Origin of the sequence: Enterocloster sp. 210928-DFI.2.20, from assembly GCF_020554465.1 — a bacterium.
Classification (GTDB): Bacteria; Bacillota; Clostridia; order Lachnospirales; family Lachnospiraceae; genus Enterocloster; species Enterocloster bolteae.
In genome coordinates, this window is sequence record NZ_JAJCHK010000001.1 from 476,036 (window position 1) to 499,511 (window position 23,476).

The 23,476-nt window shown below is 47.9% G+C and carries 23 protein-coding genes; 19 read left to right on the plus strand and 4 right to left on the minus strand.

Features of this window, described 5'->3' with window-relative positions; translation table 11 throughout:
* Positions 1 to 89: 89 nt before the first annotated feature.
* From LI015_RS02165 to LI015_RS02210, 10 genes are all read left to right on the plus strand, one after another.
* A complete protein-coding gene (locus tag LI015_RS02165; protein ID WP_227123936.1) occupies positions 90 to 281 on the plus strand; it encodes a helix-turn-helix domain-containing protein in 192 nt (63 codons plus the stop codon).
* A gap of 7 nt (positions 282 to 288) precedes the next feature.
* Positions 289 to 1,137, plus strand: a complete 849-nt coding sequence (locus LI015_RS02170; protein WP_227123938.1) for a helix-turn-helix domain-containing protein — start codon at positions 289 to 291, stop codon at positions 1,135 to 1,137.
* Positions 1,115 to 1,780: a sigma-70 family RNA polymerase sigma factor gene (locus LI015_RS02175; protein ID WP_227123940.1), complete on the plus strand. Its 666-nt coding sequence runs from the start codon at positions 1,115 to 1,117 to the stop codon at positions 1,778 to 1,780. Before LI015_RS02170 ends, LI015_RS02175 begins: the two co-directional genes overlap by 23 nt.
* 250 nt (positions 1,781 to 2,030) lie before the next feature.
* Positions 2,031 to 5,186 carry a P-loop NTPase gene (locus LI015_RS02180; RefSeq protein ID WP_227123942.1) on the plus strand — a complete coding sequence of 1,052 codons (3,156 nt, stop codon included), beginning with the start codon at positions 2,031 to 2,033 and terminating at the stop codon, positions 5,184 to 5,186.
* 161 nt (positions 5,187 to 5,347) lie between these two features.
* Positions 5,348 to 6,328, plus strand: coding sequence for a nuclease-related domain-containing protein (locus LI015_RS02185; RefSeq protein WP_227123944.1), 981 nt, complete (start codon positions 5,348 to 5,350; stop codon positions 6,326 to 6,328).
* Between the two features lie 176 nt (positions 6,329 to 6,504).
* A complete protein-coding gene (locus tag LI015_RS02190) occupies positions 6,505 to 6,720 on the plus strand; it encodes a hypothetical protein (RefSeq protein WP_227123946.1) in 216 nt (71 codons plus the stop codon).
* A gap of 14 nt (positions 6,721 to 6,734) precedes the next feature.
* Entirely contained in the window at positions 6,735 to 6,932 is a 198-nt protein-coding gene (locus tag LI015_RS02195) for a hypothetical protein (protein ID WP_227123948.1), read from the plus strand.
* 4 nt (positions 6,933 to 6,936) lie between these two features.
* A complete protein-coding gene (locus LI015_RS02200; protein ID WP_227123950.1) occupies positions 6,937 to 7,155 on the plus strand; it encodes an HNH endonuclease in 219 nt (72 codons plus the stop codon).
* Between the two features lie 17 nt (positions 7,156 to 7,172).
* Entirely contained in the window at positions 7,173 to 7,382 is a 210-nt protein-coding gene (locus LI015_RS02205; RefSeq protein WP_227123952.1) for a hypothetical protein, read from the plus strand.
* A 26-nt stretch (positions 7,383 to 7,408) separates the two neighbouring features.
* Positions 7,409 to 8,287 (plus strand): DUF6591 domain-containing protein, encoded by an 879-nt coding sequence (locus tag LI015_RS02210; RefSeq protein WP_227123954.1) that lies wholly within the window; start codon positions 7,409 to 7,411, stop codon positions 8,285 to 8,287.
* A gap of 79 nt (positions 8,288 to 8,366) precedes the next feature.
* On the opposite strand, the gene LI015_RS02215 is transcribed toward LI015_RS02210, so the two are convergent.
* Positions 8,367 to 8,615, minus strand: coding sequence for a DUF6061 family protein (locus LI015_RS02215; RefSeq protein ID WP_227123956.1), 249 nt, complete (start codon positions 8,613 to 8,615; stop codon positions 8,367 to 8,369).
* Between the two features lie 271 nt (positions 8,616 to 8,886).
* On the opposite strand from LI015_RS02215, the gene LI015_RS02220 reads away from it, so the two are divergent.
* The 3 genes from LI015_RS02220 to LI015_RS02230 all read left to right on the plus strand — a co-directional run bounded on the left by LI015_RS02220 (position 8,887) and on the right by LI015_RS02230 (position 12,779).
* Positions 8,887 to 9,600: a peptidylprolyl isomerase gene (locus tag LI015_RS02220; protein WP_227123958.1), complete on the plus strand. Its 714-nt coding sequence runs from the start codon at positions 8,887 to 8,889 to the stop codon at positions 9,598 to 9,600.
* A 205-nt stretch (positions 9,601 to 9,805) separates the two neighbouring features.
* Positions 9,806 to 11,242 (plus strand): L,D-transpeptidase family protein, encoded by a 1,437-nt coding sequence (locus tag LI015_RS02225; protein ID WP_227123959.1) that lies wholly within the window; start codon positions 9,806 to 9,808, stop codon positions 11,240 to 11,242.
* 151 nt (positions 11,243 to 11,393) lie between these two features.
* Positions 11,394 to 12,779: an MATE family efflux transporter gene (locus tag LI015_RS02230; protein ID WP_227124056.1), complete on the plus strand. Its 1,386-nt coding sequence runs from the start codon at positions 11,394 to 11,396 to the stop codon at positions 12,777 to 12,779.
* Between the two features lie 107 nt (positions 12,780 to 12,886).
* Here LI015_RS02230 and LI015_RS02235 read toward each other — a convergent pair whose 3' ends face one another.
* On the minus strand, positions 12,887 to 14,122 hold the full coding sequence (locus tag LI015_RS02235) for a BTAD domain-containing putative transcriptional regulator (RefSeq protein ID WP_002565460.1): 1,236 nt from the start codon (positions 14,120 to 14,122) through the stop codon (positions 12,887 to 12,889).
* Positions 14,123 to 14,316: 194 nt separating this feature from the next.
* Here LI015_RS02235 and LI015_RS02240 point away from each other — a divergent pair, with 194 nt between their 5' ends.
* The 5 genes from LI015_RS02240 (at position 14,317) to LI015_RS02260 (ending at position 18,958) form a co-directional block, all read left to right on the plus strand.
* The gene (locus tag LI015_RS02240; protein WP_227123960.1) at positions 14,317 to 15,177 is read left to right on the plus strand and encodes a hypothetical protein; all 861 of its coding nucleotides are present in this window, start codon (positions 14,317 to 14,319) and stop codon (positions 15,175 to 15,177) included.
* A gap of 26 nt (positions 15,178 to 15,203) precedes the next feature.
* Positions 15,204 to 16,112: a class B sortase gene (gene srtB / locus LI015_RS02245; protein WP_002571856.1), complete on the plus strand. Its 909-nt coding sequence runs from the start codon at positions 15,204 to 15,206 to the stop codon at positions 16,110 to 16,112.
* 313 nt (positions 16,113 to 16,425) lie between these two features.
* Positions 16,426 to 17,370, plus strand: a complete 945-nt coding sequence (locus LI015_RS02250; protein WP_002565456.1) for a transporter substrate-binding domain-containing protein — start codon at positions 16,426 to 16,428, stop codon at positions 17,368 to 17,370.
* 44 nt (positions 17,371 to 17,414) lie between these two features.
* Positions 17,415 to 18,218, plus strand: a complete 804-nt coding sequence (locus tag LI015_RS02255; RefSeq protein WP_002565455.1) for an amino acid ABC transporter permease — start codon at positions 17,415 to 17,417, stop codon at positions 18,216 to 18,218.
* Complete coding sequence (locus LI015_RS02260; protein WP_002565454.1) at positions 18,215 to 18,958, plus strand: amino acid ABC transporter ATP-binding protein; 744 nt, start codon at positions 18,215 to 18,217, stop codon at positions 18,956 to 18,958. Before LI015_RS02255 ends, LI015_RS02260 begins: the two co-directional genes overlap by 4 nt.
* A 199-nt stretch (positions 18,959 to 19,157) precedes the next feature.
* Here the strand turns inward: LI015_RS02260 and LI015_RS02265 are convergent, their stop codons facing one another.
* Positions 19,158 to 19,322 (minus strand): hypothetical protein, encoded by a 165-nt coding sequence (locus LI015_RS02265; RefSeq protein WP_002571858.1) that lies wholly within the window; start codon positions 19,320 to 19,322, stop codon positions 19,158 to 19,160.
* 106 nt (positions 19,323 to 19,428) lie between these two features.
* Positions 19,429 to 21,045 (minus strand): CTP synthase, encoded by a 1,617-nt coding sequence (locus LI015_RS02270; RefSeq protein ID WP_227123961.1) that lies wholly within the window; start codon positions 21,043 to 21,045, stop codon positions 19,429 to 19,431.
* Positions 21,046 to 21,283: 238 nt separating this feature from the next.
* Between LI015_RS02270 and ftsH the strand changes: the two genes are divergently transcribed.
* The gene (gene ftsH, locus LI015_RS02275; RefSeq protein ID WP_002565451.1) at positions 21,284 to 23,437 is read left to right on the plus strand and encodes an ATP-dependent zinc metalloprotease FtsH; all 2,154 of its coding nucleotides are present in this window, start codon (positions 21,284 to 21,286) and stop codon (positions 23,435 to 23,437) included.
* The last annotated feature ends 39 nt before the right edge of the window (positions 23,438 to 23,476 follow it).

Genomic DNA, 23,476 nt, shown 5'->3' on the forward strand with positions numbered 1-23,476 from the left:
AAGGCGGTAGGATTCTCAAAATATGCATTGAGATTATTCCTGTTATGGAATATAATAGGAGATAGAATTGCAAACAATGAGGGCTGGTTATGAAATATCTTTCTACGTTTGAAATTGCAGAGAAATGGGAGATTTCTCCCCGACGGGTCGGCATCCTCTGCAACCAGGACCGGATTCCTGGCGCACAAAGAGTGGGAAGCCGCTGGATCATCCCGGAGGATGCAGAAAAACCAACCGATGCCCGCATTAAAAGTGGGAAATACAGAAAAGAAACGAGGTGATCTGCCTATGGGACAGGAATATCTTCCCAGTGAAACCCCGCAGCAGAGACTTCAAGATTTGATGAAGGAACATAAAATCACGCAGGCAGAGCTTGCTTCCAAAATTGGTGTTGCTGAAAGTTCCATCAGCCGGTTCCTGAAAGGAACGAAAAATAAGCTGACTACTGAGCAGATTATCAGCATTGCCCGCATTTTTCATGTGTCCTCCGATTTTCTGCTTTGCCTGACCGATGTGCCGGACAAGAAGAATTATGAGATTTCTGAGCTTGGACTTTCCGCCGAAGCGGCGCGGAACCTCTATATTGGACGAGTAAATCCAGCGGTGGTAAGCCGTTTATTGGAAAACCGCCGCTTTGCTCAGCTAACGAACATGATTTCCCTGTATTTTGACGAAACGATGGCTTCCGGTTTTACGGCACAGAATCAAATTTTACAGTCTTTAAGTTCCATGCTTTTAGCAGCAGGAAAGGAACAGTCGGACATCAGGAAAGCATCGCAGCAAGCGGCACAGACGGTTTCCCTGAATAAAGTTCCGGTCTATCAGGCGGATCTGACCAATATTCAAAATCAATTTATGGCGGTTCTTCGGGAGATCAAAAAAGATATGGCCTCTGAGAAAGGGATTTCTCAGAATATGACAAAAGAGCTTACCGAGCAGATGTTTTCAGAATTGACAAAGGGTCAAGACCTCCGGCATCCGTCAGTTTCTCCTGAGCAACTTGCTGCCATGATTGTACAGCCTATTTCCCAGACGGGGCTGGCAGAAGAAGGAGCTTTGTCAGAACTACAGGAAGCGCTACTCCACATGATGGAAAGTATGCAGAAAAACCAGAATGATGAAAAAGATGACAAATGAACGGCTCTGCGCCTTAGCACAGCAGGGAGATATTCGGGCACAGGAACAGCTGATACACAATAATCTGAGATATATCAGAAAAACTGCAAATGAATTGTACATCAGTGTTGGCCTTGGAAACAGTGAACTGGGCATTGACCATGATGATCTAATTCAGGAAGGGAGCATCGGTTTGCTGCGGGCAATCTCCCTGTATGATCCTGCGAAAAAAATAAAGTTCCTGACCTATGCGGGACCAGCTGTCCGAAATGCCATGATGGATTTGATTTCCTCTGCGTTTGCGACCTTTGAACAGCGGATGCAGTCTGACAAAAACGGTATCCCTATGGAGAGAATCAATCTGGATGATCTGCTTCCCGGCGAGGATTCCGTGCAGCGTTCTGACCTGATTGCTGATCCTTATGCGTCAGAGCCGGAACAGATGATGATGGAAGAAGAAAATCGGAAAGAATTGTATGAGGGTCTGCGGCGCCTCTCAAAACGGGAACAGGTTTATCTGCTCTATCGTTTTGGTTTTGAGGACGATATGGAGCATCCTCTGGTGGGAACGGCTCTGCATTTCCATCTCAGTGAGAGCCGGGCAAGGTCAACTGAGGCGTTGGCGCTGGACAACCTTTGGCTGGAACTTCCGTGGTGGTATTAGTGGGTTTCGCTGGGTTGGGGCGGGGATGATATACCTCTGCTTCCTTTTCCGGACAGGCGGATTTTGCTTTTGGGCAAATCATGATTTCGTCCGTGGCCGCACAAAATTTGCCTGTCCAACTGCCGCCGAAACGTGATTGTCACCCGCTATCTGCCCGCACAGCAAATGGCGAAGCCAACCCCTTTCCAGCGTCAGCCGGAAGCAAAGGTATAATACACTCTAATGCCAGAATGAACCGAGGATATAATTTATGAAATATTATTTTACAGATAATTGTTATTGGGATAGTGAATTAAAGGAAGTTATCCGCAATGAAATTCCTGTGCGTTTACCAAGTTCACAAAAAAAGCTACTTGAGTGTCTCTTGAACAGCAATAGGCATTTTGTTTCCCATGAGACTTTATATTTTGTTATGACCGGTGATGAAAATCCATACGGTGACTGGAAAGCTTCATTAAGTAACAAATTCACAAGAAATAAGGCGTCCGAAAAAGGTCTCTTGATACGAGTGCCTGAAATAGAACCCCTCTTTGAAAAGTCTAAAAGTCAAATTGGTGGCGGATACAAAATTTCTGTTCCTGACGAAAATATCATCAATATAATTGCTGACCGTGCAAGTTTATGGGATGAATATCGAGACATTTGGCATTCCAAGAAATATTGGGAAAGCCAACAAAAGAAAGCTCATGCTTTTGACCAAGATTGGCTTTCTAAAAAGACCAAACTGTATTTGCAGGGGGAGCAATGCAGCTGGCCATTGGTGTTTGCCTCTTCTCGATATGCTCCAGTACAAAGAGATGTTGTTGAGGAACTGATAGGTGCGATCGAAAATGAAATCGGTGCTATTGTTTTAACCGGAGCAGGTGGCGAAGGAAAGACCACCATTCTGATGCAATTATGTGCGGAACTGTATAGGGCAGGAAAGAACGTCCTTTATCATGCGCCCACACATAAATACGATATCCCAGACAATGTAATTGATGGAATCTTTCTTGTGGACAATCCCGCCAACACACCAGAGTTCAAAAGTTTCTTAACAAGGATAACAAAGGAAGGGCTTACTGTTGTTATTGCTTCAAGAAGTAATGAATGGGTAACATTAAAAGAAACACTTTTCGATGACACGAAGAGAAGTATTAGAGAAATTGAACTTCCCCAAATTTCAGTCTCTGAATCCAAAGCGTTTGCACAATATCTCAAGACACATATCTACTGGATAAAACGAAGTGTTGTTGAACTTGAGAAACTTTTCTTCAAGGATTCATATGGCTTTCTGTATGCTTCGATGCTTATGGCAGTATACAACTCCGATTCCTTGGAGAAGATTGCAGAGGAAATTATTGAAAGAATCTCCAAATTCGAAAACGGAGCGACAACCTTAAGGATTTTGGCGGCCATTGTTTTTGCAGAGCAAGCAGGAACCGCCATCGGGACACGTACATATAGAACTTTGTGTAAACACTTTTCTGTAGATGACAGGGATGTAAAATACTACTTGCGAAAAGAAGTCGTGTTGAACGGGACCGTGTATCAAACAAGACACGAATCCATTTCTCAGCTGTTCTATAAATATCTGTTCAGGGATGGTGATTGGTGGAGTTACTTAAATGTGGAAGAACGAGAAGATGTAATCATTGCCGTTCTTGATATTTATTTTAGAGATGTGGAAAAATCTGTACGAGACTATAGGCCAACAGATCCTCGAGTGGTTGAAATAGCTAATCTGTCTATAAAAGCATTTGAGGTTATCGACTATGAAGAAACAGAACTATTCATAAGTCAACGTCTTTTTGAATCTTGTCAACAACACGGACATGCGATTATCGATAGAGTTTATCATCACTCAAACAATGATAATGTTAAATCCGAATTGGCAATGAAATGCTTTGAACACAAACTTCCTGTATGGGAAATTTACAACCATTGGACAAGATACCTTCTTAATATATCAGAACATGATATCTCAACCTTTGAGCTTCTTAGAACACTGTGCGTCGAGATGCGTGCGCCGGTTAATCTATGGATAACATGGGTGAATGCTCAAAAGAGTTGTGCAACTACTAACGAAGTGGACACTGTACGAGAAATTTATCTTTTAGGTACTGAATATTTGCCAGATAATTCGAGTTGGTGGGGACATTGGGCATCTTTTGAAGCACAAAATGGAAATATCGGCGATGTTGGTGACGTGTATACCGCCAGATGGATATTTGACCAAGGATGTGAACAAAAGGGGTGTGATCCCCATTTGTGGCTTAAATGGGCTCGATTTGAACGCAGCCTCGGTAATTACGGCGATATTGAAAAGAAATATACTGCAAGGTGGATTTTCAAGGAAGGCTGTAGCCGTGATGCTCACAATCCTCAGCTATGGCTGGAGTGGATTGACTTGGAGTGCCAAATCGGGAACTACGGAGATATTAGCTCACCATATACTGCACGATGGATCGCAAAGAAAGGATGTGAACAAACTTCCAGTACCCATATCTGGATAAAACGTGCAGAAATTGAAATAGTGTCAGACAATATAGGGGATATTTCTTCCGAAGGTTCTGCTCGTTGGATCTTATACACTGGAGTTAACAAATATCCTAAAGCCTCTCATATTTGGATTAAATGGGCGGAATTAGAGGAAAGCGTAGGTAATATCGGAGATTATGAAACAGCAGGCAGCGCAGCTTGGATTTATCGCACTGCTTGTACACAAAACGGAATAATAACTGATGCGGCAATATGGTTAAAGTGGACAGATTTTGCTGTAAATAATAACATGACTATGCATTGTCCTATTGTTGATGAATTCACTCCGTCCAAAATTCTGAAATGTGCTTGCATAGACCACAATATACCAAACTCTCAAGTGTGGATGAAATGGGCAACTATAGAAGAAACCATTGGTAATGTTGGTAGCTATAATATTCCGTATAGCTCTGCATGGATACATAAGGAAGCCTGTATGCGAAATATCGATGAAGATGAACAAGTTTGGGTAGCATGGGCGTACTTTATAGATCGTAACAAAGAAAATGTGGAGTTGTTGTCGGATTATCCTCCTGATGCGGTTCTAAGAAACAAATGCTGTTCGGGAACAAAAGACGTATCTCCTTGGATTGCGTGGGCAGTTGTTGAAGAAACAAAAGGAAATATTGGTGATTATTCTACAGCATATTCAGCCGCATGGCTTTATCAAGAAAGCTGTGTAAATCAGAACCCAACAGGAAACTCTACCTGTTGGCTTAAGTGGGCAAGATTTGCACATAAACACCCTTTATGCAACGAATATGGAGTGCTGATCACTGCTGAATATGTGCTTGAATATGCTCAAAGAACATGTACTGCATTCAGCAACCAATTATGGATCGATTTAGCCAATTTCAAGGAAGAAATAGGATATCAAAAATCATAACCCGGATCATAGCCCCAGCAACAAAATAGTTGCTGAGGCTATGATTTTTTATTCCCCATGTTTCTCCTAAAAATCCCCAAGTTTCTTGTATTGTTGCCCCCAAGATGGATTCTTACAATATAAACAGTCAAAGGAACAACAAAATTTTAGGGGGAATTAAAATGAACACTAACAGAATAAATGAAATCGTAGCCAGTTTTACATCTTTTACCAAGGATGCTTACCACAAGACGGAGGTTCTTCCGGAACTCTTTGCACTTCAAGCCGAACTTGTGGAGAAAACATTCGCTGAAGGCACGGAAACGGCAGAACTCAAAATTTGGGATGTCGAGAGACGCTTGGACGAAATGAACGCTGAATGTGGTGGCATTGTAACCAAACAGCTTGAAGCTTTCAAAAAGGATTGCAAATATATCTGCAATCTCATCAAAGCTGAGATTTCCGGTAATCGTGGAGAAATGAAGGCGTTTGACAGCCTTTCCCGTATTCACGGCGAACATATCATCTTAAAGAACATCGAGCTTTCCAATAATGAGATGTGTAGCGAACTTGACGCTGTAGTCATCACTCGCAACGGTGCTTTTATTGTAGAGGTAAAGAACACAAGCCGAAATATCTTTATTGATGAAGACGGAAATTACTACAGAACCGGTGAATTTCTCAGATGGGACTCCCACATTAGAGAGAAAATGCAGGTCAAAGAAAGCCTTCTCCGTGAGGTGCTTAATGCAAAGGGGCTGGCAGATATTCCGATTTATGAAATCGTTGTTTTTACCAATAACAGAATTGAGGTGCAGAATAAGTGCAGAACTTTGAAGACTTGTTTCCTCAGTCAACTGCCTTATATCATTGACAAATGCCGTGACACAGCTATCTCTTTCACGGAGATGAATTTTGCTGTCCAAGCAGTGTCTGAAGCTAACATCGAGAAATCTTATCCATTTGAGTTCGATGTAGACGCATTTAAAATGAACTTCGCTAATATTCTTGTTGCTCTGGAAGAAGCAAAGGAAGCTAAGCAAAACAACTGGTTCAAAACCGTCATTGCTTTCTTATATCAGAAGACAGTAAAGTATGCACATACGGCTGCCGCACTTGCAATTGCAGTTCTTTCAGCTTTTGGTTCGGTCAACGGTCACTAAATTCGGAGGAGTAAGATGAATGGAGTTTTCAAAGGAATGTTGGTGATATTGCTTATTATTTACATAGTCTCACCGCTGGATTTATGTCCCGGACCGGTTGATGACATTATCCTGTTATTATGCGCCATAGGTGGAGGCGCATTAAGTTCCACCTACGATGATTAAGGAGGTCAAATATGAGAATCAAAATTTTACAAGATGGCGACAAAGTAATTGGCGTAACAAGCGACTTCGTAGCTGTGGAGAGAATCAGCGGTGAGGTGGATATCATCCCTCTCGGCAAAGATGAATCGGGTATTTGGGTTGATACAGAACATATCACTACTATTGGTTATGGTGATAATGTTGTAGAAGTCGAAACTGAAAACGGTGTAAAAATCACGAATTTTTAAGGAGGATAAAATATATGGCTGGTAAGAAAGATAGAGCCGTTGTAGCGGTTATTTCAGATTTGACACAAAATCAGGCGGCACAAATCTCAAAAGATATTATGAAGTCAAAAGCAAAATATGCTCCTCTTGGCAGGGGTACTATAGCTTCAGGTCAAAAGAGCAATGTCGGTTCGCTTATTCAGGGCGGTATTAGAAAAATGATTGGAGGTTAATATTATGGCAAAGCGTTCATCAGCACACATTAAGGCGCAAAAAGCAGGCCGAGCAAGAGATTATGAAACCTGTCAAGCTTGCGGCTCAAAACAGAAAGTCCAAGGACATCACATATTCGATCATCAGTTTTTAGGAGCGGCAACAGCAGAAAATATCATTTCGCTCTGCCACGACTGTCACAAGAAAGTTCATAGTGGTAAATTGGATATCTGTAAATTTTAATAATGGAGGAAGAAAAAATGGCAAAATTCAAGGTGTTATTTGACGGTGAGTACGAGGATGAAATCTTTGATACGGAAGAAGATGCAGAGGAATACGCTCTGTACTTGTGTTCATGCACCCGTGAAGGTACGGAAATTCTACATATGTCTAACCCCGGCGATTATGACTATGATGAGGATAATTCCGAAGATCCGGACTACGAGATCGTAGAAATCGATGAAGATTAACCAAACATTTTTAGGAGGACAAGGTTATGAATAAGAGAATAAAGATATTTGGGATTGTTGCCGTTATACTTAGCTTGGCAATGTGTCTTGTTGGATGCGGTAGCAACGAGAAAATCAATAAACCCGATGGCAGTGATACCGTACAAGAAAAGCTCAACATTGAGGACATTGCTTGGAGTGTTAACGAGGGCATCGTTGACGGTGATCGGTATGTTCTTCTTAACTACACGAACAATACCAAGTATACGATAGCAAGCTTTGGAATCACATTCAAAGAAAAAAGCGGCGTTACTGAAGAAGAAAAATCAAAATTCTATTCGGATATTCAGAAAAAGTTTGAAGCAAGCGATGAAGATATGGAAGACCTGAAAGAGCAAGCAATTTCTATGCACGCCGAAACAGAAAGGATTGTTAATCCGGGCGAGTCCGTTTCAAATGTAAACTGTTATTACTACGGCGGTTCCTTTTATCTGAAAGATATAAACCACTATAACTTAGTTGAGCCTGATATTGCGACCATTAAATACATCGATACGGATAAAATTTTTACCGTATATTATGATTACAGTTCAAAAAAGTATTCTGCCGAAGCAGAAACAGAGATAGCATATCAATGGTCACAAACAGACCTCGGTAGCAAAATTCCGAAGCCGGATGTGAAAGTGGTGGAAAGCGGCAGAGATGATGAAGTTATCTTTATGTTTGATGCATACGGCTTATCATTAGAGCAGTTTAATGCTTATGTCGAGGAATGCAAAGGCCTTGGATATACGGTTGATCCGGGTAGTTTTGAAGGATTCTATTCAGCTGATAACACAGAAGGATATAATGTCTATTTATATTACGATGAAAAAGACCATTCAATGAGTGGTACTATCAAAGCTCCCGAAACAAAAAGCGAATAGTCTATAGTAAATTCATAACTTTTTCGAATTTTGCAAAGATAAAACCGCCCGCAGGATTTTCCAGCGGGCGGTAATGCAGTTAATCATCAACTGGATTATATCTGGTAACAGCTTTCAGATATTTTACGGGATCACCGTTTAGTATCAAGTCTGCATACTCAGCTGGGGCGTTATAAATTAGATAGTCCAGTTCAGATTGTTCATACATATTTTCGACAACCTCATTTTCCACGGCGATGGCATTAATGAAAATTAGTGTACCGTCTACCAAACGAAGTTCAACGCAGCCTGTGTCCATGTTAAATTCACAGGAAAGTAATGTTTTCATAATGCTATCCTCCAATATAGGCTCTGTTAACAAGAAAAACTCCCGACTAATTCCTGTTAGGAATCAGACGGGAGTTTCGTATGCACCCGAAAACCGTCAGCTAACAGTTGATAAGTGATTTAGTTCCTTATCACTGTTAAGCCAAGGCATTGCAGGTGTTACAATATGCTCTGGCAGTCCGGGTGACATAACGCCCAGATGTCTATTACGGGAAAATGGCCGGACAGAAAGACGGCGGACTGGTTTTCCCATAAGAAGAGGAGCGGAATAAATGAAAAAATGGATGTGTATATGTGCGGCAGCAGTACTGGCAGTTTCAGCCCTGACCGGGTGCAGCACCAGCGCAGGGGCCGCAACAACGGCGGCGCAGACCGAGGCGGCCACGACAGATGCAGCCAAGGCGGAGACGGAAAAAAAGGAGACAGCCAAGACAGCAGAGGCTCCGGAGAAAGGCCAGGATACAGCCTCAGAGGAAATTGCGGCAGCGGCAGGCAAACACCATGTAAAGATTAACGTAAAAGACTACGGCACCATTTCCGTGGAGCTTTACGGGGACGAGGCCCCCATCACAGTGGCTAACTTCCTGAAGCTGGCAAAGGACGGTTTCTATGACGGACTTACCTTCCACCGCATCATAAGCGGTTTCATGATTCAGGGCGGCGATCCCCTGGGCACGGGCATGGGCGGTTCTGACCAGGAAATCAAAGGCGAGTTTTCCAACAACGGAGTGGAGAACCCACTGTCCCACACCAGGGGAGCGATTTCCATGGCGCGTTCCCAGATAAAGGACAGCGCCAGTTCCCAGTTCTTCATTGTACATGAGGACAGCACATTCCTGGACGGGGATTACGCCTGTTTCGGATATGTGACAGAGGGCATGGAGGTAGTGGATGCCATCTGCAAGGATACAAAGGTGGAAGACAACAACGGTTCCGTGGCAAAGGACAACCAGCCTGTCATTGAGAGCATAGAGGTAGTGGACTGATAAAGGTACTGGTATACGAAAGAATCCGGGTTTCCCTGTTTTTGGGACCCCGGATTTTATATTTTTATGAAGAATTCTTACATTTTTGATTTTCATATTGAAAATATGGTGAAGGGCTGTTATGTTAAGAAGGCGTCCTGCCGTTTTCAGGCAGGAGAGGAAAAAAATGCAGTAAATATCAATAAAAGGCAGGGCAGGATTGTTTATGCAGAAGTTAAGGAAGAGGACATGGATGGGAAGGCTGGCTGCAGTGGTAATGGCAGCGGCTGTGCTTGTGCTGGCAGGGGCGTTTGTGTCCCTGGCGGATGAGAGCGGGGATACAACCCGTTTTGTATCCGGTACAAAAGTCAACGGCGTGGGAGTGGGCGGACTGACCGTGGATGAGGCCAAGGCCAGAATCGAGGGTTTTTATGCCGGTGAATACAATCTCACCATCAGGGAGAGAGGCGGACGCCAGGAAACCATAGCAGGTACGGACATCGGTTACAAGGTGGAGGTTCCCGAGGGACTTAAGGCCATACTGGATGCGCAGAACGCAGCCGGACGTGTCTCAGGACCGGATGCGGATAACTCCCATACCATGGCCATGACAGTGACCTACAGCCAGGAGGCCCTGGGGGCAAGGATTAAGGCTCTGACCCTGATAAGCGGCTCCGGCATCACTGTCACTTCCGATGCCCGCATATCCTCCTATGAGGAGGGACAGCCTTTTTCCATTATACCGGCTGTCCAGGGCAATAATGTGGACGAGGCCAAAACAACGGAGGTGATTACCGCCGCCGTAAAAGCAGGGCAGAACTCAGTGGATGTGGACAGCGCAGGCTGTTATTACCAGGTTAATATATGGGAGACAGATGAGAATCTTATCGCTCTGTGCAGCCGCATGAACCAGTACCGGGACATGAGCGTTAATTATGTGTTTGGCAGTGAGAAGGAGACCCTTGGTGGTGAGACCATAGCCACCTGGATAACAGGAAGCCAGGACGGGGTGCCGACGGTTGATCTGGAGAAAATCACGGCCTTTGTGACAGAGATGGCGTCCAGAAGGGATACGGCCGGAACTGCCCGCGTATTCCATACAGCCACAGGCAAAGATGTGGAGCTGACAGGCCCCTACGGCTGGAAGATAGATGTGGCGGGCGAGGTCCAGGCCCTGGCAGCCCTGATTCAGGCCGGCCCCGCAGCCGGTCCTGTGGACCGGGAACCCGTATACGCCATGACGGCAGCCAGCCGCACGGCTCCTGATTGGGGCACCACATATGCGGAGGTGGACCTGACAGGACAGCATGTATACATGTTCCAGGAAGGAAACCTGGTGTGGGATGCACCCTGCGTCACGGGAAACATATCCAAGAATTACGACACGCCCCCAGGCATCTACAGCCTGACCTACAAGGAAAAGGACAGGATACTGAGGGGAGCCAAGAAGGCGGACGGAACCTATGAGTACGAGAGCCATGTGGATTACTGGATGCCCTTTAACGGAGGCATTGGTTTCCATGACGCCACATGGAGAAGCAAATTCGGCGGCACCATCTTCCAGACCAGCGGAAGCCATGGCTGCATCAACCTTCCGCCGGAAAAAGCCAGCGTGCTCTATGACTTGATTTATAAGGGAATGCCTGTACTCTGCTACCAATAACAGGCATGATGGGCCGGGAATCTGTTCCCGGCCCATTGTGTAAAATGTATGTCCCGGTCCCGGATTCCAGTGATATTTTCTACTTGCAAATTGCAGGTTAAGAGAGTACATTATTGGGATGAAATTCATGGAAACAGAGAGGAATACATACATGGCCGCAAATGTGACAAAGGATATGACGGAAGGCTCCCCGGTAAAACTGATACTGGGATTTTTTATCCCTATGCTGTGCGGGCTGCTGTTCCAGCAGCTGTACAATATGGCGGATACCATCATCGTGGGCAAGTGCCTGGGGGTTAAGGCCCTGGCAGCGGTGGGATCCACCGGCTCCGTCAACTTTATGATTATCGGTTTCTGCCTGGGGGTGTGCAGCGGTTTTGCCATTCCGGTGGCCCAGAAATTTGGGGAAAAGAACGAGAAGGCCCTCAGACGGTTTGTGGCCAACAGCGCGTGGCTGGCAATCCTGTTTTCAGCGGTTATGACTGTGACCGTGTGCCTGTTATGCCGCAATATCCTGGAGCTGATGCAGACGCCGGAGGATATTATTGATGGGGCCTACAGCTATATCTTAGTAATCTTCCTGGGTATCCCGGCCACCTATCTCTATAACCTTCTGTCCTGTACCATACGTTCCCTGGGCGACAGCACCACCCCTCTTATTTTTCTGGTGTTCTCATCTGTGGTAAATGTGGCTCTGGATTTCTTTACGATTCTGGTCCTTAAGATGGGCGTGTCAGGAGCTGCCTGGGCCACCATCACGGCCCAGGCTGTGTCAGGAATCCTGTGCCTGCTGTACATGAAAAAGAAATTTGCCATTCTTAAGATGAATGATGACGAGTGGAGGCCGGATGCCCATTATATGAAGATTCTGTGCAACATGGGAATTCCCATGGGGCTGCAGTATTCCATCACCGCCATAGGAAGTGTAATCCTGCAGACCGCAGTCAATTCCCTGGGCTCCATGGCAGTGGCCGCGGTGACGGCAGGCAGCAAAATCAGCATGTTCTTCTGCTGTCCCTTTGACGCCCTGGGATCCACCATGGCCACCTTCGGCGGACAGAATGTGGGGGCCAGGAAGCTGGACCGTATTGACCAGGGCCTGAAAGCTGGGGCTGTCATGGGCTGCGTCTATGCCGTCATAGCCTTTGCAGTGCTCTGTATCTTCGGGCAGTGGATTGCCCTCATGTTTGTGGATAAGGGGGAAGGGGAAATCCTGAGGAACACGCGTCTGTTCCTCATCGGCAACAGCCTGTTCTATATTCCGCTTGTCTTTGTCAATGCGGTGCGGTTCATGATACAGGGACTTGGGTATTCCAGGCTGGCCATTATTGCCGGGGTATGCGAGATGGCAGCGCGCTCCTTTGTGGGCTTTTGCCTGGTGCCTGTGTTTGGATATATAGCGGTGTGCATCGCCAGCCCGGTGGCCTGGATTGCCGCGGATCTGTTTCTCATACCGGCTTACCGCCATGTGATGAAGAACCTGAACCATCTTTTTTATGGAAGGAGCAGGGCCACAGCTACAGACACTGCTGAATGATTGGGAAAGCAAAATAAAGAAGCTGCGGGAGAAAATCCAATGAAGGATAATGCCGCAGCTTTTCTGATTCATGAATACCACAAATTTGTTATTTTCCAAAACTCTCTTTATTCACCAAGGCCTGCAGGAGAGCGTTCCCAGGGGAGCACTGGCTGAAGCTTGTAGTCCACAATCAGGTCCTTGCGGCTGTAGAGCCTGCGGAAGTTGTTCAGTATCCGCTTCATGACCATCTCACCCTTTTCCATGGTCACGGTGGGAAGAAGGACGATGTACTGGCTGATGCTGTAACGGGTGTACACATCGCTGCAGCGCAGGGAGTCACGGATGGCATGGTTCAGATGCTCCATGGCCTTGTTGAGGACCGTTGTCTTCGGGGCATGTCCGTCCAGGTCACCGATGGTGAGCAGACACAGATAGATGGAGTCCCCTGTACGCTCGATGGCCCTGCGTTCCAACTGGAACAGGTCGTGGAATACAGGATATTCACAGTAAAAAGCCCCTCCTGAGGCTTCCTCCTTAAGCGTCTCCTGGATGGAATCCAGGTTTGTATTGATACCCTGTTCCTTGCTGCGGATGGATTTGTATAAATCCTTAAAATGGTCCGACGGAGAAATGGAGAATTCGTTATAAAACAGGTCCAGGGTATGGTTGTATTCTTCAATCGCCTGACTGGTGTGACCGTCCCTGTAGAGGGAGTATACCAGGTGGTAGTGGAATTCTTCATCAAAAGGCTCTATCCCTACTGCTGTCTGGCAGATGGATGTTATTCTGGAAAAATCCTCCTTTTTAGTAAGCAGCTCTACCGTCTTATAAACCAGTTTCTGGTACAGGGAATGGTAGTATGTACTGATGGGGATAACCCAGGATTCATATTCGGATTTGGGAAGGAAATCACCTTTGTACAGTTCCAGTCCCTCAAGGCAAAGGTTAAGGGCCTCGTCCTCATCCATGTCATGGTTCAGGACTCTGGTACAGATGGACTCGAACTGGTCGATGTCCAGGACGGATAAATAGTCCTGGGTCCAGCAATAGGAACCTCTCTGCTGGACTAACAGCTTCTGGGGAGGAATTCCCAGGGGCTCTAACAGCTTGCGGCTGCGGAACATCAGGGTTTTAAGGGCACCGCCCGGGTTGACGCCGGGGTCGTCAGCCCATACGATGTTGATAAGTTCACCGGGGCTGATGGATTTCTTTTGGAATACCACCAGATATTCCAGAAGGCACCAGGGTTTTTTTGACTGGTTGCTGTTGTCGGTTATCTCTTTATCGCCAACCCTGAGGGAAAAACCGCCCAGGGTTTTTATATAAATAGTAGGTTTATCTTCCATAACGGATGCATTCATGTCTGCTCTCCTTTGCAAAACGGGGTCATTCTAAGATAAGTATACTAACCAGAGCCATAATTGTCCAGAAAAAAAATACATAAAAAAGCGGCCAGGTGTTCTTTTGTAACCGGATTGTAACCGGAGGCTGTTATAATGGTAACAGGTTTAATGGGATTACTATGTCAATTTATTAGAGAAATGCAGGTGAATATATGTCGATTGCAAAAACAGGGACCCTACCGGATTCGTACAAATATGTAAATATAGCCATTGACAGCTTTGATGGCCGCCTGTTACAGGGAAGGCTCTACCATGACAGTCTGGAGGAGGAAATCCCCTTTGGCTGTATATCGGAGATGGCTATTTGTCTGGAAAAACTGTTCGATGAGCTCCGCTATCCCATGAAGAGTGTGGACCATAGGTCCTTTGTGGGAATAAAACATGGCAGTTCATCCTTAAGGTGTGGAGTGGAGGCAGGAAAGAAGCGGCTTCAGGGAAAACTGGCCGAGTTCTGCCTTCATGTGAAATACAGGTTTCATTCCACGTGGCAGGGTGATATAATGGACCTGAGAAACGGCGGCACCTATTCTTTTGAAAGCTTTTTGGATCTGATGGAGTATCTGGAACGTTCTCTCGGACACGGAAGTGATATTATGCACGGCCTGGGCAAGCGGATGTGCGAGGTGTCTGTGCGCAATTCCAGCCATTTCGTCCTGGGCGGGGACGTATCCCATCCGGCCGTGGCGGACCGCCGGGAATTTGCCAGTGAGTTTGAACTCAGGGATGAAGTGGAGCGTTTTCTTCTACCTCTTGCGGATGGCGGGGAGGAAGGAACCATTATCAGTCCCAGAAGCGTTTTGGTCAATGCAGGGGGCTTTGGCCCCATGACCTTTGTTATAAGGGTCATGTTCAGAAGGAACGCTACCTGGCAGGGAACCATCTGCTGGAAGGAAAAGCGCAGACAGATTAGTTTCCGCAGCTTCCTGGAGATGCTGCTTCTGATGCAGGAGGCAGTGGCTGACAGCGAAGGATGGAACGAAGAGCTCAAAGCGGCCTCCGGCCATATGGGATGACAGCAGGAAAGGACACATAATCATTTATGGATCAGAAAAAAGGAAAAAGCAGGATACGGGGCGTCATCATCCTGGTTTTACTGGCCGTGATGCTGGTAAGCGGTGCCATGAGCATCCACAGCTGGATAGAGGACAAGAGGACCAGGGAGGAATATGAGCGGCTGGCCGAACTGGCCAGGGAGACTACTGCGCAGCCGTCCACGGAAGCAGTGACAGAGCCCGGGACAGAGGAACCGGAGACAGAGCCCTATGTATCTCCCATCAATTTTGAAGAGCTGATGAAGGAGAATCCGGATACCATCGGATGGATCCGGGTGCCGGATACCAACATTGATTACCCCATTGTTCAGGGAGAGGACAACGATTTCTATCTGAATCATGATTTTTACGGCAAGGAGAATATTGCGGGGGCCATTTACCTGGATTTTGAGAGCCAGGGAGATTTTGTGGGACGCAATAATGTGCTGTACGGCCATAATATGAAGAACGGAAGCATGTTCAAGGACGTGAACCGGTACAAGGACGAGGCGTATTTTAAGGAGCACCAGTTTTTCAGCATCTACACCCCTGACCGGGAAATCAGGTTAAAGGCAGTGGCCGCCTACTACGGGGAGGCCCAGCCTATTGTGCGGAAGACCAGGTTCAAATCCCAGGAATCCTTTGACGCCTTTGTGCATGAGATGGTGAAGCCGTGCAGCTACGGCGTCGAGATTACATATCCGGCCAGGACCCTGTACACCCTGGTTACATGCAGCTACGAAATCAATGATGCCAGAACCTTCCTGTTTGCCGTGGAGGTGGATGAGGACGGAAACCAAATCCAGCCTGATGATGTATTCTTACAGCGCATGGATGATCTGATGGGTGACAAGGCACAGGAGACAGCCGGGGAAACCGTTCAGGAAACAGCGGACAGGGCAAAGGAAAGCCAATAGCAGGAAATGATTATATATGACAGCCATGAATTCCCAGTTAAAGGATTTATGGCTGTTTTTACAATTATTTATACCTTTTTCCTGCATAAAAAAACGTATTTGGGTATTGGAAAACAGAACGAGTTATGTTATACTTAGCACGTTAGGCGCATATATGCTTAAGAAAGTAAAGTGCGCCATGTTTAATAGGGCAAGGTTTTAGCTGTTTGGGATTGCCGGTCATCAGATGACAGTGGAGTCATACCTGTGAGGATGGGTGTGGCTTTTTTCTTAGACAGTAAAGCCTGGAATATTTTTAAGAGGAGAGATTATTATGAAAATGAGTGCAAAGAAAGTTTTAGGCCTGGTTCTGGCCGGCGTCCTTGCTGCCGGTTCTTTGACAGCATGCGGCGGAGGCGGCACAGCGGCAACAACAGCAGACACAAAGGCAGAGGCAACAACCGCAGCCGGCGATGCCAAGGCAGAGAGTGATGCCGCTGCAGACACCACAGCAGCAGACAGCGGAGAGAAAAAGACGCTGCGCGTGGCCATGGAGTGTGCATATGCGCCTTACAACTGGACCCAGCCCGATGATTCCAACGGCGCGGTTGCCATTGCGGACAGCAATGAATTTGCTTACGGATATGATGTCATGATGGCAAAGAAGATTTGCGAGGAACTGGGCTATGACCTGGAAATCGTACGTCTGGACTGGGATTCCCTGATTCCGGCTGTTACCACAGGTCAGGTTGACTGTGTTATCGCAGGACAGTCCATTACTTCTGAGCGTCTTCAGGCAGTGGATTTCACTGAGCCATATTACTATGCAACCATCGTTACCCTTGTAAAGGAAGGCAGCAAGTACGCGGATGCCAAGAGCGTGGCGGATCTTGCAGGAGCCACCTGTACTTCCCAGCAGAGCACCATCTGGTACAACACCTGTCTGCCTCAGATTCAGGATGCCAATGTCCTGGCGGCCACTGCCAGCGCTCCCGATATGCTGATGTCCTTAAACGCTGACAAGTGCGACCTGGTTGTTACAGACCAGCCTACAGGCAAGGGCGCTCTCATCGCTTATCCTAATTTCAAGATGATTGAGTTTGGCGGCGGCGATGCTGATTTCCAGGTGACGGATGAAGATATCAATATCGGTATTTCCTTAAAGAAGGGGAATACAGAGTTAAAGGATGCCATTAACAGCGTTCTCACAAAGATGACAAAGGATGACTTCTCCAAGATGATGGATGAAGCTATCTCTGTTCAGCCTCTGGCAAACTAAGCTGCCGTCAGGCGAAAGTACGTGAAAGAGTAAGGAGAAGGGATATGCCAACAGATTTTTTCGGCCGTGTTATGGTCGTATTCAACCGATACGGTATGTCGATGCTCCAGGGCGCAGGCGTAAGCCTTAAGATTGCCCTGGTAGGTACCCTGGTGGGCTGTATCATAGGCTTTGCCGTGGGTATTGTCCAGACCATACCAAGTGAGCGGGGGGACAACCCGGTTAAAAGGGCCGTGCTCTGGGCTGTGAAACTGATTCTGAACGCCTATGTGGAGTTTTTCCGCGGAACGCCCATGATGGCCCAGGCCATGTTCATTTATTACGGGCTTCTGCCCATGTTAGGAATTAATATGTCTATGTGGGGCGCCGCCTATTTCATTCTTTCCATCAATACAGGCGCTTACATGGCTGAGACAGTCCGCGGCGGAATCCTTTCCATTGACCCGGGCCAGACAGAGGGAGCAAAGGCCATCGGCATGACCCATGTACAGACCATGCTCTATGTGATTCTGCCCCAGGCTCTGAGGAATATCATGCCTCAGATTGGCAATAACCTGATTATCAATATCAAGGACAGCTGCGTGCTCTCTGTTATCGGCGTTACGGAGCTGCTGTATAAGACAAAGGCTGCTGCGGGAGCCCTGTACATGAATTTCGAGGCATATACCATCACCATGATTATATATTTCATCATGACATTCACCTGCTCCAGAATCCTTCGATGGTGGGAAAACAGGATGGACGGCGCGGACAGCTACGACCTGGCCACCACCGACACCCTGGCCCATACCAGCGGTATGTACCGGTTCCCGGATGAAAAGGATAAGAAGAAGGAGGATGCGCGATGAAAGGAGACAGGATATTAGAAATCCGTCATTTGAGCAAAACCTTCGGTACCAATCCTGTGCTTAAGGATATTGACTTTTCAGTCAGCAGCGGGGATGTGACCTGCATCATCGGCGCGTCGGGTTCCGGAAAATCCACACTGCTCAGATGTCTGAATCTTTTGGAAACGCCTACCACAGGCGAAATTATGTACCATGGAACCAATATTGCCGATAAGAAGGTCAATGCGCCCCAGTACCGCTCCAAGGTGGGAATGGTGTTCCAGAGCTTTAATCTGTTTAACAACATGACTGTTTTGGAGAACTGTATGATCGGACAGGTCAAGGTGCTTAAGAAGAACAAGACAGATGCCCACAAGAATGCCATGTATTACCTGGAAAAGGTGGGAATGGCTCCCTATATCAACGCCAAGCCCAGACAGCTTTCCGGCGGACAAAAACAGAGGGTGGCCATTGCCAGGGCATTGGCCATGGAGCCTGAGGTGCTGCTGTTCGATGAGCCCACATCGGCACTGGACCCGCAGATGGTGGGAGAGGTGCTGGAGGTTATGCGCAAGCTGGCCGGAGAGGGCCTTACCATGATTATCGTCACACATGAAATGGCCTTTGCCAGGGATGTGTCCAGCCATGTGGCATTTATGGCAGGCGGCGTGATTGTGGAGGAGGGAGAGCCCTCACAGATATTTGGTGCGCCGAAACAGCTTCAGACCCAGGAGTTTTTAAGCAGATTTATGCATGGGTGACGGAGGCTGGCTGGCCGCGGCCGGCAGCAGGGAGTCCATATGGACCGCAGAACCAGGAAAGTAAGATAATGTGTAAGATGATGCATAGAACGATGCATAGAACGATGCAAAAAACGATGTATAAAACGATGCATAAAATAAAACGGAGCAAAGGCTTAGGGGTCTCGGCTCCGTTTTTTTCATTTGGGCTGCCCTGCCATTATTCCCTGTCCGATGAAACAGCCTTGGTGACATATGGGTAGAGATCCTCATAGGCCTCCTTCTCTGCCTCGTCCTGGGGCAGGGAAGGAATCAGGCCGGTACAGTCCATGGTGGAGCAGGCTTGTATGTCAACGTCAAAATCGTCTTTTTCCTTGTGATCCATTTGGGATTCACCTCCTTGTGATGCGCTTATGATTGAATCTTAACCATAGTTTGCGCAAAGGCGGATGATTCATACTGGCAGATCAAAAGCAGGGCAGCCATTTTTGTCATACGTTATTTTTTGTTTTTTCTTTTAAAGCGGCTTCTACGAAACCTTTAAACAGCGGATGGGGCCGATTGGGCCTGGATTTAAGCTCCGGGTGGGCCTGGGTGGCAATGAACCAGGGATGACCGGGGAGCTCTATCATTTCCACAATCCGCCCGTCGGGGGACAGGCCGGAGAGCATCATGCCGCATTTTACAAGCGCGGCGCGGTAGTCGTTGTTGACCTCGTACCGGTGCCTGTGGCGCTCATAAATAGTGGCTTCGCCGTACAGGCCATAAGCTTTGGAGGTCTTGTCCAGGACGCAGGGGTAGGAACCCAGCCTTAAGGTGCCGCCGATGTCCTCCACTCCGTTTTGTTCCGGCATCAGATGGATGACAGGATGGGTGGTGGCAGGATTCAGCTCCACGCTGTGGGCATCCGCGTATCCGGCCGCATTTCTGGCAAACTCCACAATGGACAGCTGCATTCCCAGACAAAGTCCAAGGAATGGTATGCGGTGTTCCCGGGCATACTGGATGGCGTGAATCTTTCCGTCAATGCCGCGGTCGCCAAAGCCGCCGGGAACCAGGATACCGCTCACATCTTTGAAGATTTCGGGGGCATTTTCCGGCGTGACTGTCTCGGAATCCACCCATTTGATGTGGACCGCGGCACGGTTGGCCACCCCGGCGTGCTTCAGGGCTTCCACCACGGAAATGTAGGCGTCGTGAAGCTGGATGTATTTGCCTACCAGGGCCACGGTCACATCCTGCTTTGGATGCTTCCAGGCCTCTATCATGGCCCTCCAGTCTGCCAGCTCAGGCTCCGGACAGGGCAGATCCAGGCATTCACAGGCGGACTGGGCCAGATGCTCTTCCTCCATTACAAGGGGTACTTCATAGAGCACGTCCACATCCAGGTTCTGGAGTACGTGATGTTTGGGAACATTGCAGAATTGGGCGATTTTCGTCTTGATGCCGTCGTCCAGGGGGAGTTCGCTGCGGCAGACTAGGATATCGGGCTGAATGCCCATTCCCTGAAGGTCTTTTACACTGGCCTGAGTCGGCTTGGTCTTAAGCTCTTCTGAGGCTTTCAGGTAAGGTATGAGAGTGACATGGATGATGCAGGTGTTGCCTGGGCCTGCCTCATGCTGGAACTGGCGGATGGCCTCTAAGAATGGCTGGCTTTCGATGTCGCCGACCGTGCCGCCGACCTCGATGATGGCGATTTCCGTCTCGTTTTCCGTGTAGTTGCGGTGGAAACGGCTTTTGATTTCGTTGGTAATATGGGGGATTACCTGTACGGTTCCGCCGCCAAAGTCTCCGCGGCGTTCCTTCTGCAGGACCGTCCAGTAGACCTTGCCCGTGGTGACGTTGGAATTCCTGGTAAGGCTTTCGTCGATAAAACGCTCATAGTGGCCTAAGTCCAGGTCTGTCTCGGCGCCGTCATCCGTCACGAAGACTTCTCCGTGCTGGACCGGGTTCATGGTGCCGGGGTCGATGTTGATGTAGGGGTCGAACTTCTGCATGGTCACTTTGTAGCCTCTGGCCTTTAACAGGCGGCCGAGCGATGCTGCAGTGATGCCTTTTCCCAGGCCGGAGACTACGCCGCCGGTTACGAATACGTATTTGACTGGCATGATGGGGATACCTCCTTTTCTTGTTGTGGATAGTGTGTGACTTGTTTGATATAGTATCAAAAAAATAACTGAAACATTATACATCCTCATTGAGAATAAATCTAGGACTTTTTGTAAAAATTTAAGAAAATTAATTGTTCTTTTCTTGATTTATGGGGAGACTGACACTATAATGGTAGAGAATGGGTTTTTGCTGGAAATTGATAGATGACCCATTCAGAGGGAGAATTTGTACAATATGGATAATAATAACAAACAGGACCCGAATATGAAAAGTAACTGGCAGACCATAACCATGCTGGTGGTTGCTGCCATACTTACATTTATCGTGGTCAGCAGTATGAACAACTATCTGAATTCCAAGAAACGTCAGGAGTTGTCCTATAATGAGTTCGTCCAGATGGTGGAAGCCGGCGAGGTGGACTCCATCAAGGTGGGCAGCACGGAAATCACGGTCATCCCTAAGAAGGGTAATACTAAGTATTCCCAGAATCTGGATTATTATGTGGTGAGACTGGAAGGGGATTATGATTTCGTCAACAGGATACTGGATAATAACGTGGTTACCAACCGTGAGAAGAGCGACAGCAGCACCCTTCTTCTGGTCCTGCTGAATTACGCTGTCCCATTCCTGTTCCTGCTGTTCCTTATGAACTTCACCATGAAGCGCATGGGCGGCGGCGGAATCATGGGCGTGGGCAAGTCCAATGCCAAGATGTACGTCCAGAAGGAAACCGGCATCACCTTCAAGGATGTGGCCGGTGAGGACGAGGCCAAGGAGTCGCTGACAGAAATCGTGGATTTCCTCCACAATCCGGGCAAATACACAAAGATTGGTGCCAAGCTGCCCAAGGGCGCCCTCCTAGTGGGCCCTCCCGGAACTGGTAAGACCCTGCTTGCCAAGGCAGTGGCAGGCGAAGCCCATGTGCCTTTTTATTCCCTTTCCGGTTCTGACTTTGTGGAAATGTTCGTGGGCGTGGGCGCGTCCCGTGTCCGTGATTTGTTTAAGAACGCCACTGAGAATGCCCCATGTATTATCTTTATTGATGAGATTGACGCCATTGGACGCAGCCGTGACAGCCGTATGGGCGGCAACGACGAGCGTGAACAGACCCTGAACCAGCTTCTTTCCGAGATGGACGGATTTGATTCCACCAAGGGACTTCTGGTGCTGGGCGCCACCAACCGTCCTGAGGTCCTGGATCCGGCCCTTCTTCGTCCTGGACGCTTTGACCGCCGCGTGGTGGTGGATAAGCCGGACCTGAACGGCCGTATCAATATACTGAAGGTACATTCCAAGGATGTGCTTTTGGACGAATCCGTAGACTTTAAGGAGATAGCCCTGGCCACATCAGGCGCAGTGGGCGCCGACCTTGCCAACATGATGAACGAGGCAGCCATCAATGCGGTTAAGCACGGGCGCAACGCAGTGTCCCAGAAGGATTTGTTTGAGGCGGTGGAAGTGGTTCTTGTGGGTAAAGAAAAGAAGGACCGTATCATGAGCAAGGAAGAGCGCCGCATTGTATCCTATCATGAGGTGGGCCACGCTCTTGTAAGCGCGCTCCAGAAGCATTCGGAGCCGGTGCAGAAGATTACCATTGTGCCGAGGACCATGGGCGCTCTCGGATATGTTATGAATGTGCCTGAGGAGGAGAAGTACCTCAACACGAAGAAGGAGCTGGAGGCCAGGCTGGTAGAGCTGATGGCCGGCCGTGCCGCCGAGGAAATCGTATTTGAGACAGTTACCACGGGAGCGGCCAACGATATCCAGCAGGCCACCAACCTGGCCAGGGCCATGGTTACCCAGTACGGTATGTCTGATAAATTCGGCCTTATGGGACTTGAATCCCAGGAGAACCAGTACCTGACAGGCCGGGCCGTATTAAACTGCGGTGATGCAACGGCAGCCGAGATTGACCAGGAGGTCATGAAGATACTGAAGGATTCCTACGATGAGGCCATTCGCCTCCTGAGCGATAACAAGGATGCCATGGACCAGATTGCCGCATTCCTCATTGACAAGGAGACAATTACCGGCAAGGAATTCATGAAGATATTCCGCAGGGTTAAGGGTATTCCTGAGCCGGAGGAACCAAAAGAGGATGATGACAAAGGCACGGCTTCGCAGGAGCTTCATGCAAACCCGGAAACCCAGGCTGACCGGGGAGAGCGGGAGAATCAGGCAGAACAGGCCAATCCGCAGGAGCAGGTAAACCCAGAGGAACAGGCCAATCCGCAGGAGCAGGTGAATCCAGAGGAACAGGCCAATCCGCAGACACAGTCAAATCCGGGAAACCAGTCAGGACCGGAGGTTTCAGACAGAGGCAATGAGCCGGAGAAGAAAACCGAGGATACAGTGTGGAGTCATCCTGGAAATGACAGAAATCTGTAGCATTGAATCATAAAAGCAACAGGCGCCGGGGCTGCGGGG

Excerpts from the sequence above, each read along its gene's own strand:
- LI015_RS02165 (WP_227123936.1), top strand. The coding sequence starts at position 90 with ATGAAATATCTTTCTACGTTTGAAATTGCAGAGAAATGGGAGATTTCT.
- LI015_RS02170 (WP_227123938.1), top strand. The coding sequence starts at position 289 with ATGGGACAGGAATATCTTCCCAGTGAAACCCCGCAGCAGAGACTTCAA.
- LI015_RS02175 (WP_227123940.1), top strand. The coding sequence starts at position 1,115 with ATGATGAAAAAGATGACAAATGAACGGCTCTGCGCCTTAGCACAGCAG.
- LI015_RS02180 (WP_227123942.1), top strand. The coding sequence starts at position 2,031 with ATGAAATATTATTTTACAGATAATTGTTATTGGGATAGTGAATTAAAG.
- LI015_RS02185 (WP_227123944.1), top strand. The coding sequence starts at position 5,348 with ATGAACACTAACAGAATAAATGAAATCGTAGCCAGTTTTACATCTTTT.
- LI015_RS02190 (WP_227123946.1), top strand. The coding sequence starts at position 6,505 with ATGAGAATCAAAATTTTACAAGATGGCGACAAAGTAATTGGCGTAACA.
- LI015_RS02195 (WP_227123948.1), top strand. The coding sequence starts at position 6,735 with ATGGCTGGTAAGAAAGATAGAGCCGTTGTAGCGGTTATTTCAGATTTG.
- LI015_RS02200 (WP_227123950.1), top strand. The coding sequence starts at position 6,937 with ATGGCAAAGCGTTCATCAGCACACATTAAGGCGCAAAAAGCAGGCCGA.
- LI015_RS02205 (WP_227123952.1), top strand. The coding sequence starts at position 7,173 with ATGGCAAAATTCAAGGTGTTATTTGACGGTGAGTACGAGGATGAAATC.
- LI015_RS02210 (WP_227123954.1), top strand. The coding sequence starts at position 7,409 with ATGAATAAGAGAATAAAGATATTTGGGATTGTTGCCGTTATACTTAGC.
- LI015_RS02215 (WP_227123956.1), bottom strand. The coding sequence starts at position 8,615 with ATGAAAACATTACTTTCCTGTGAATTTAACATGGACACAGGCTGCGTT.
- LI015_RS02220 (WP_227123958.1), top strand. The coding sequence starts at position 8,887 with ATGAAAAAATGGATGTGTATATGTGCGGCAGCAGTACTGGCAGTTTCA.
- LI015_RS02225 (WP_227123959.1), top strand. The coding sequence starts at position 9,806 with ATGCAGAAGTTAAGGAAGAGGACATGGATGGGAAGGCTGGCTGCAGTG.
- LI015_RS02230 (WP_227124056.1), top strand. The coding sequence starts at position 11,394 with ATGGCCGCAAATGTGACAAAGGATATGACGGAAGGCTCCCCGGTAAAA.
- LI015_RS02235 (WP_002565460.1), bottom strand. The coding sequence starts at position 14,122 with ATGAATGCATCCGTTATGGAAGATAAACCTACTATTTATATAAAAACC.
- LI015_RS02240 (WP_227123960.1), top strand. The coding sequence starts at position 14,317 with ATGTCGATTGCAAAAACAGGGACCCTACCGGATTCGTACAAATATGTA.
- srtB (WP_002571856.1), top strand. The coding sequence starts at position 15,204 with ATGGATCAGAAAAAAGGAAAAAGCAGGATACGGGGCGTCATCATCCTG.
- LI015_RS02250 (WP_002565456.1), top strand. The coding sequence starts at position 16,426 with ATGAAAATGAGTGCAAAGAAAGTTTTAGGCCTGGTTCTGGCCGGCGTC.
- LI015_RS02255 (WP_002565455.1), top strand. The coding sequence starts at position 17,415 with ATGCCAACAGATTTTTTCGGCCGTGTTATGGTCGTATTCAACCGATAC.
- LI015_RS02260 (WP_002565454.1), top strand. The coding sequence starts at position 18,215 with ATGAAAGGAGACAGGATATTAGAAATCCGTCATTTGAGCAAAACCTTC.
- LI015_RS02265 (WP_002571858.1), bottom strand. The coding sequence starts at position 19,322 with ATGGATCACAAGGAAAAAGACGATTTTGACGTTGACATACAAGCCTGC.
- LI015_RS02270 (WP_227123961.1), bottom strand. The coding sequence starts at position 21,045 with ATGCCAGTCAAATACGTATTCGTAACCGGCGGCGTAGTCTCCGGCCTG.
- ftsH (WP_002565451.1), top strand. The coding sequence starts at position 21,284 with ATGGATAATAATAACAAACAGGACCCGAATATGAAAAGTAACTGGCAG.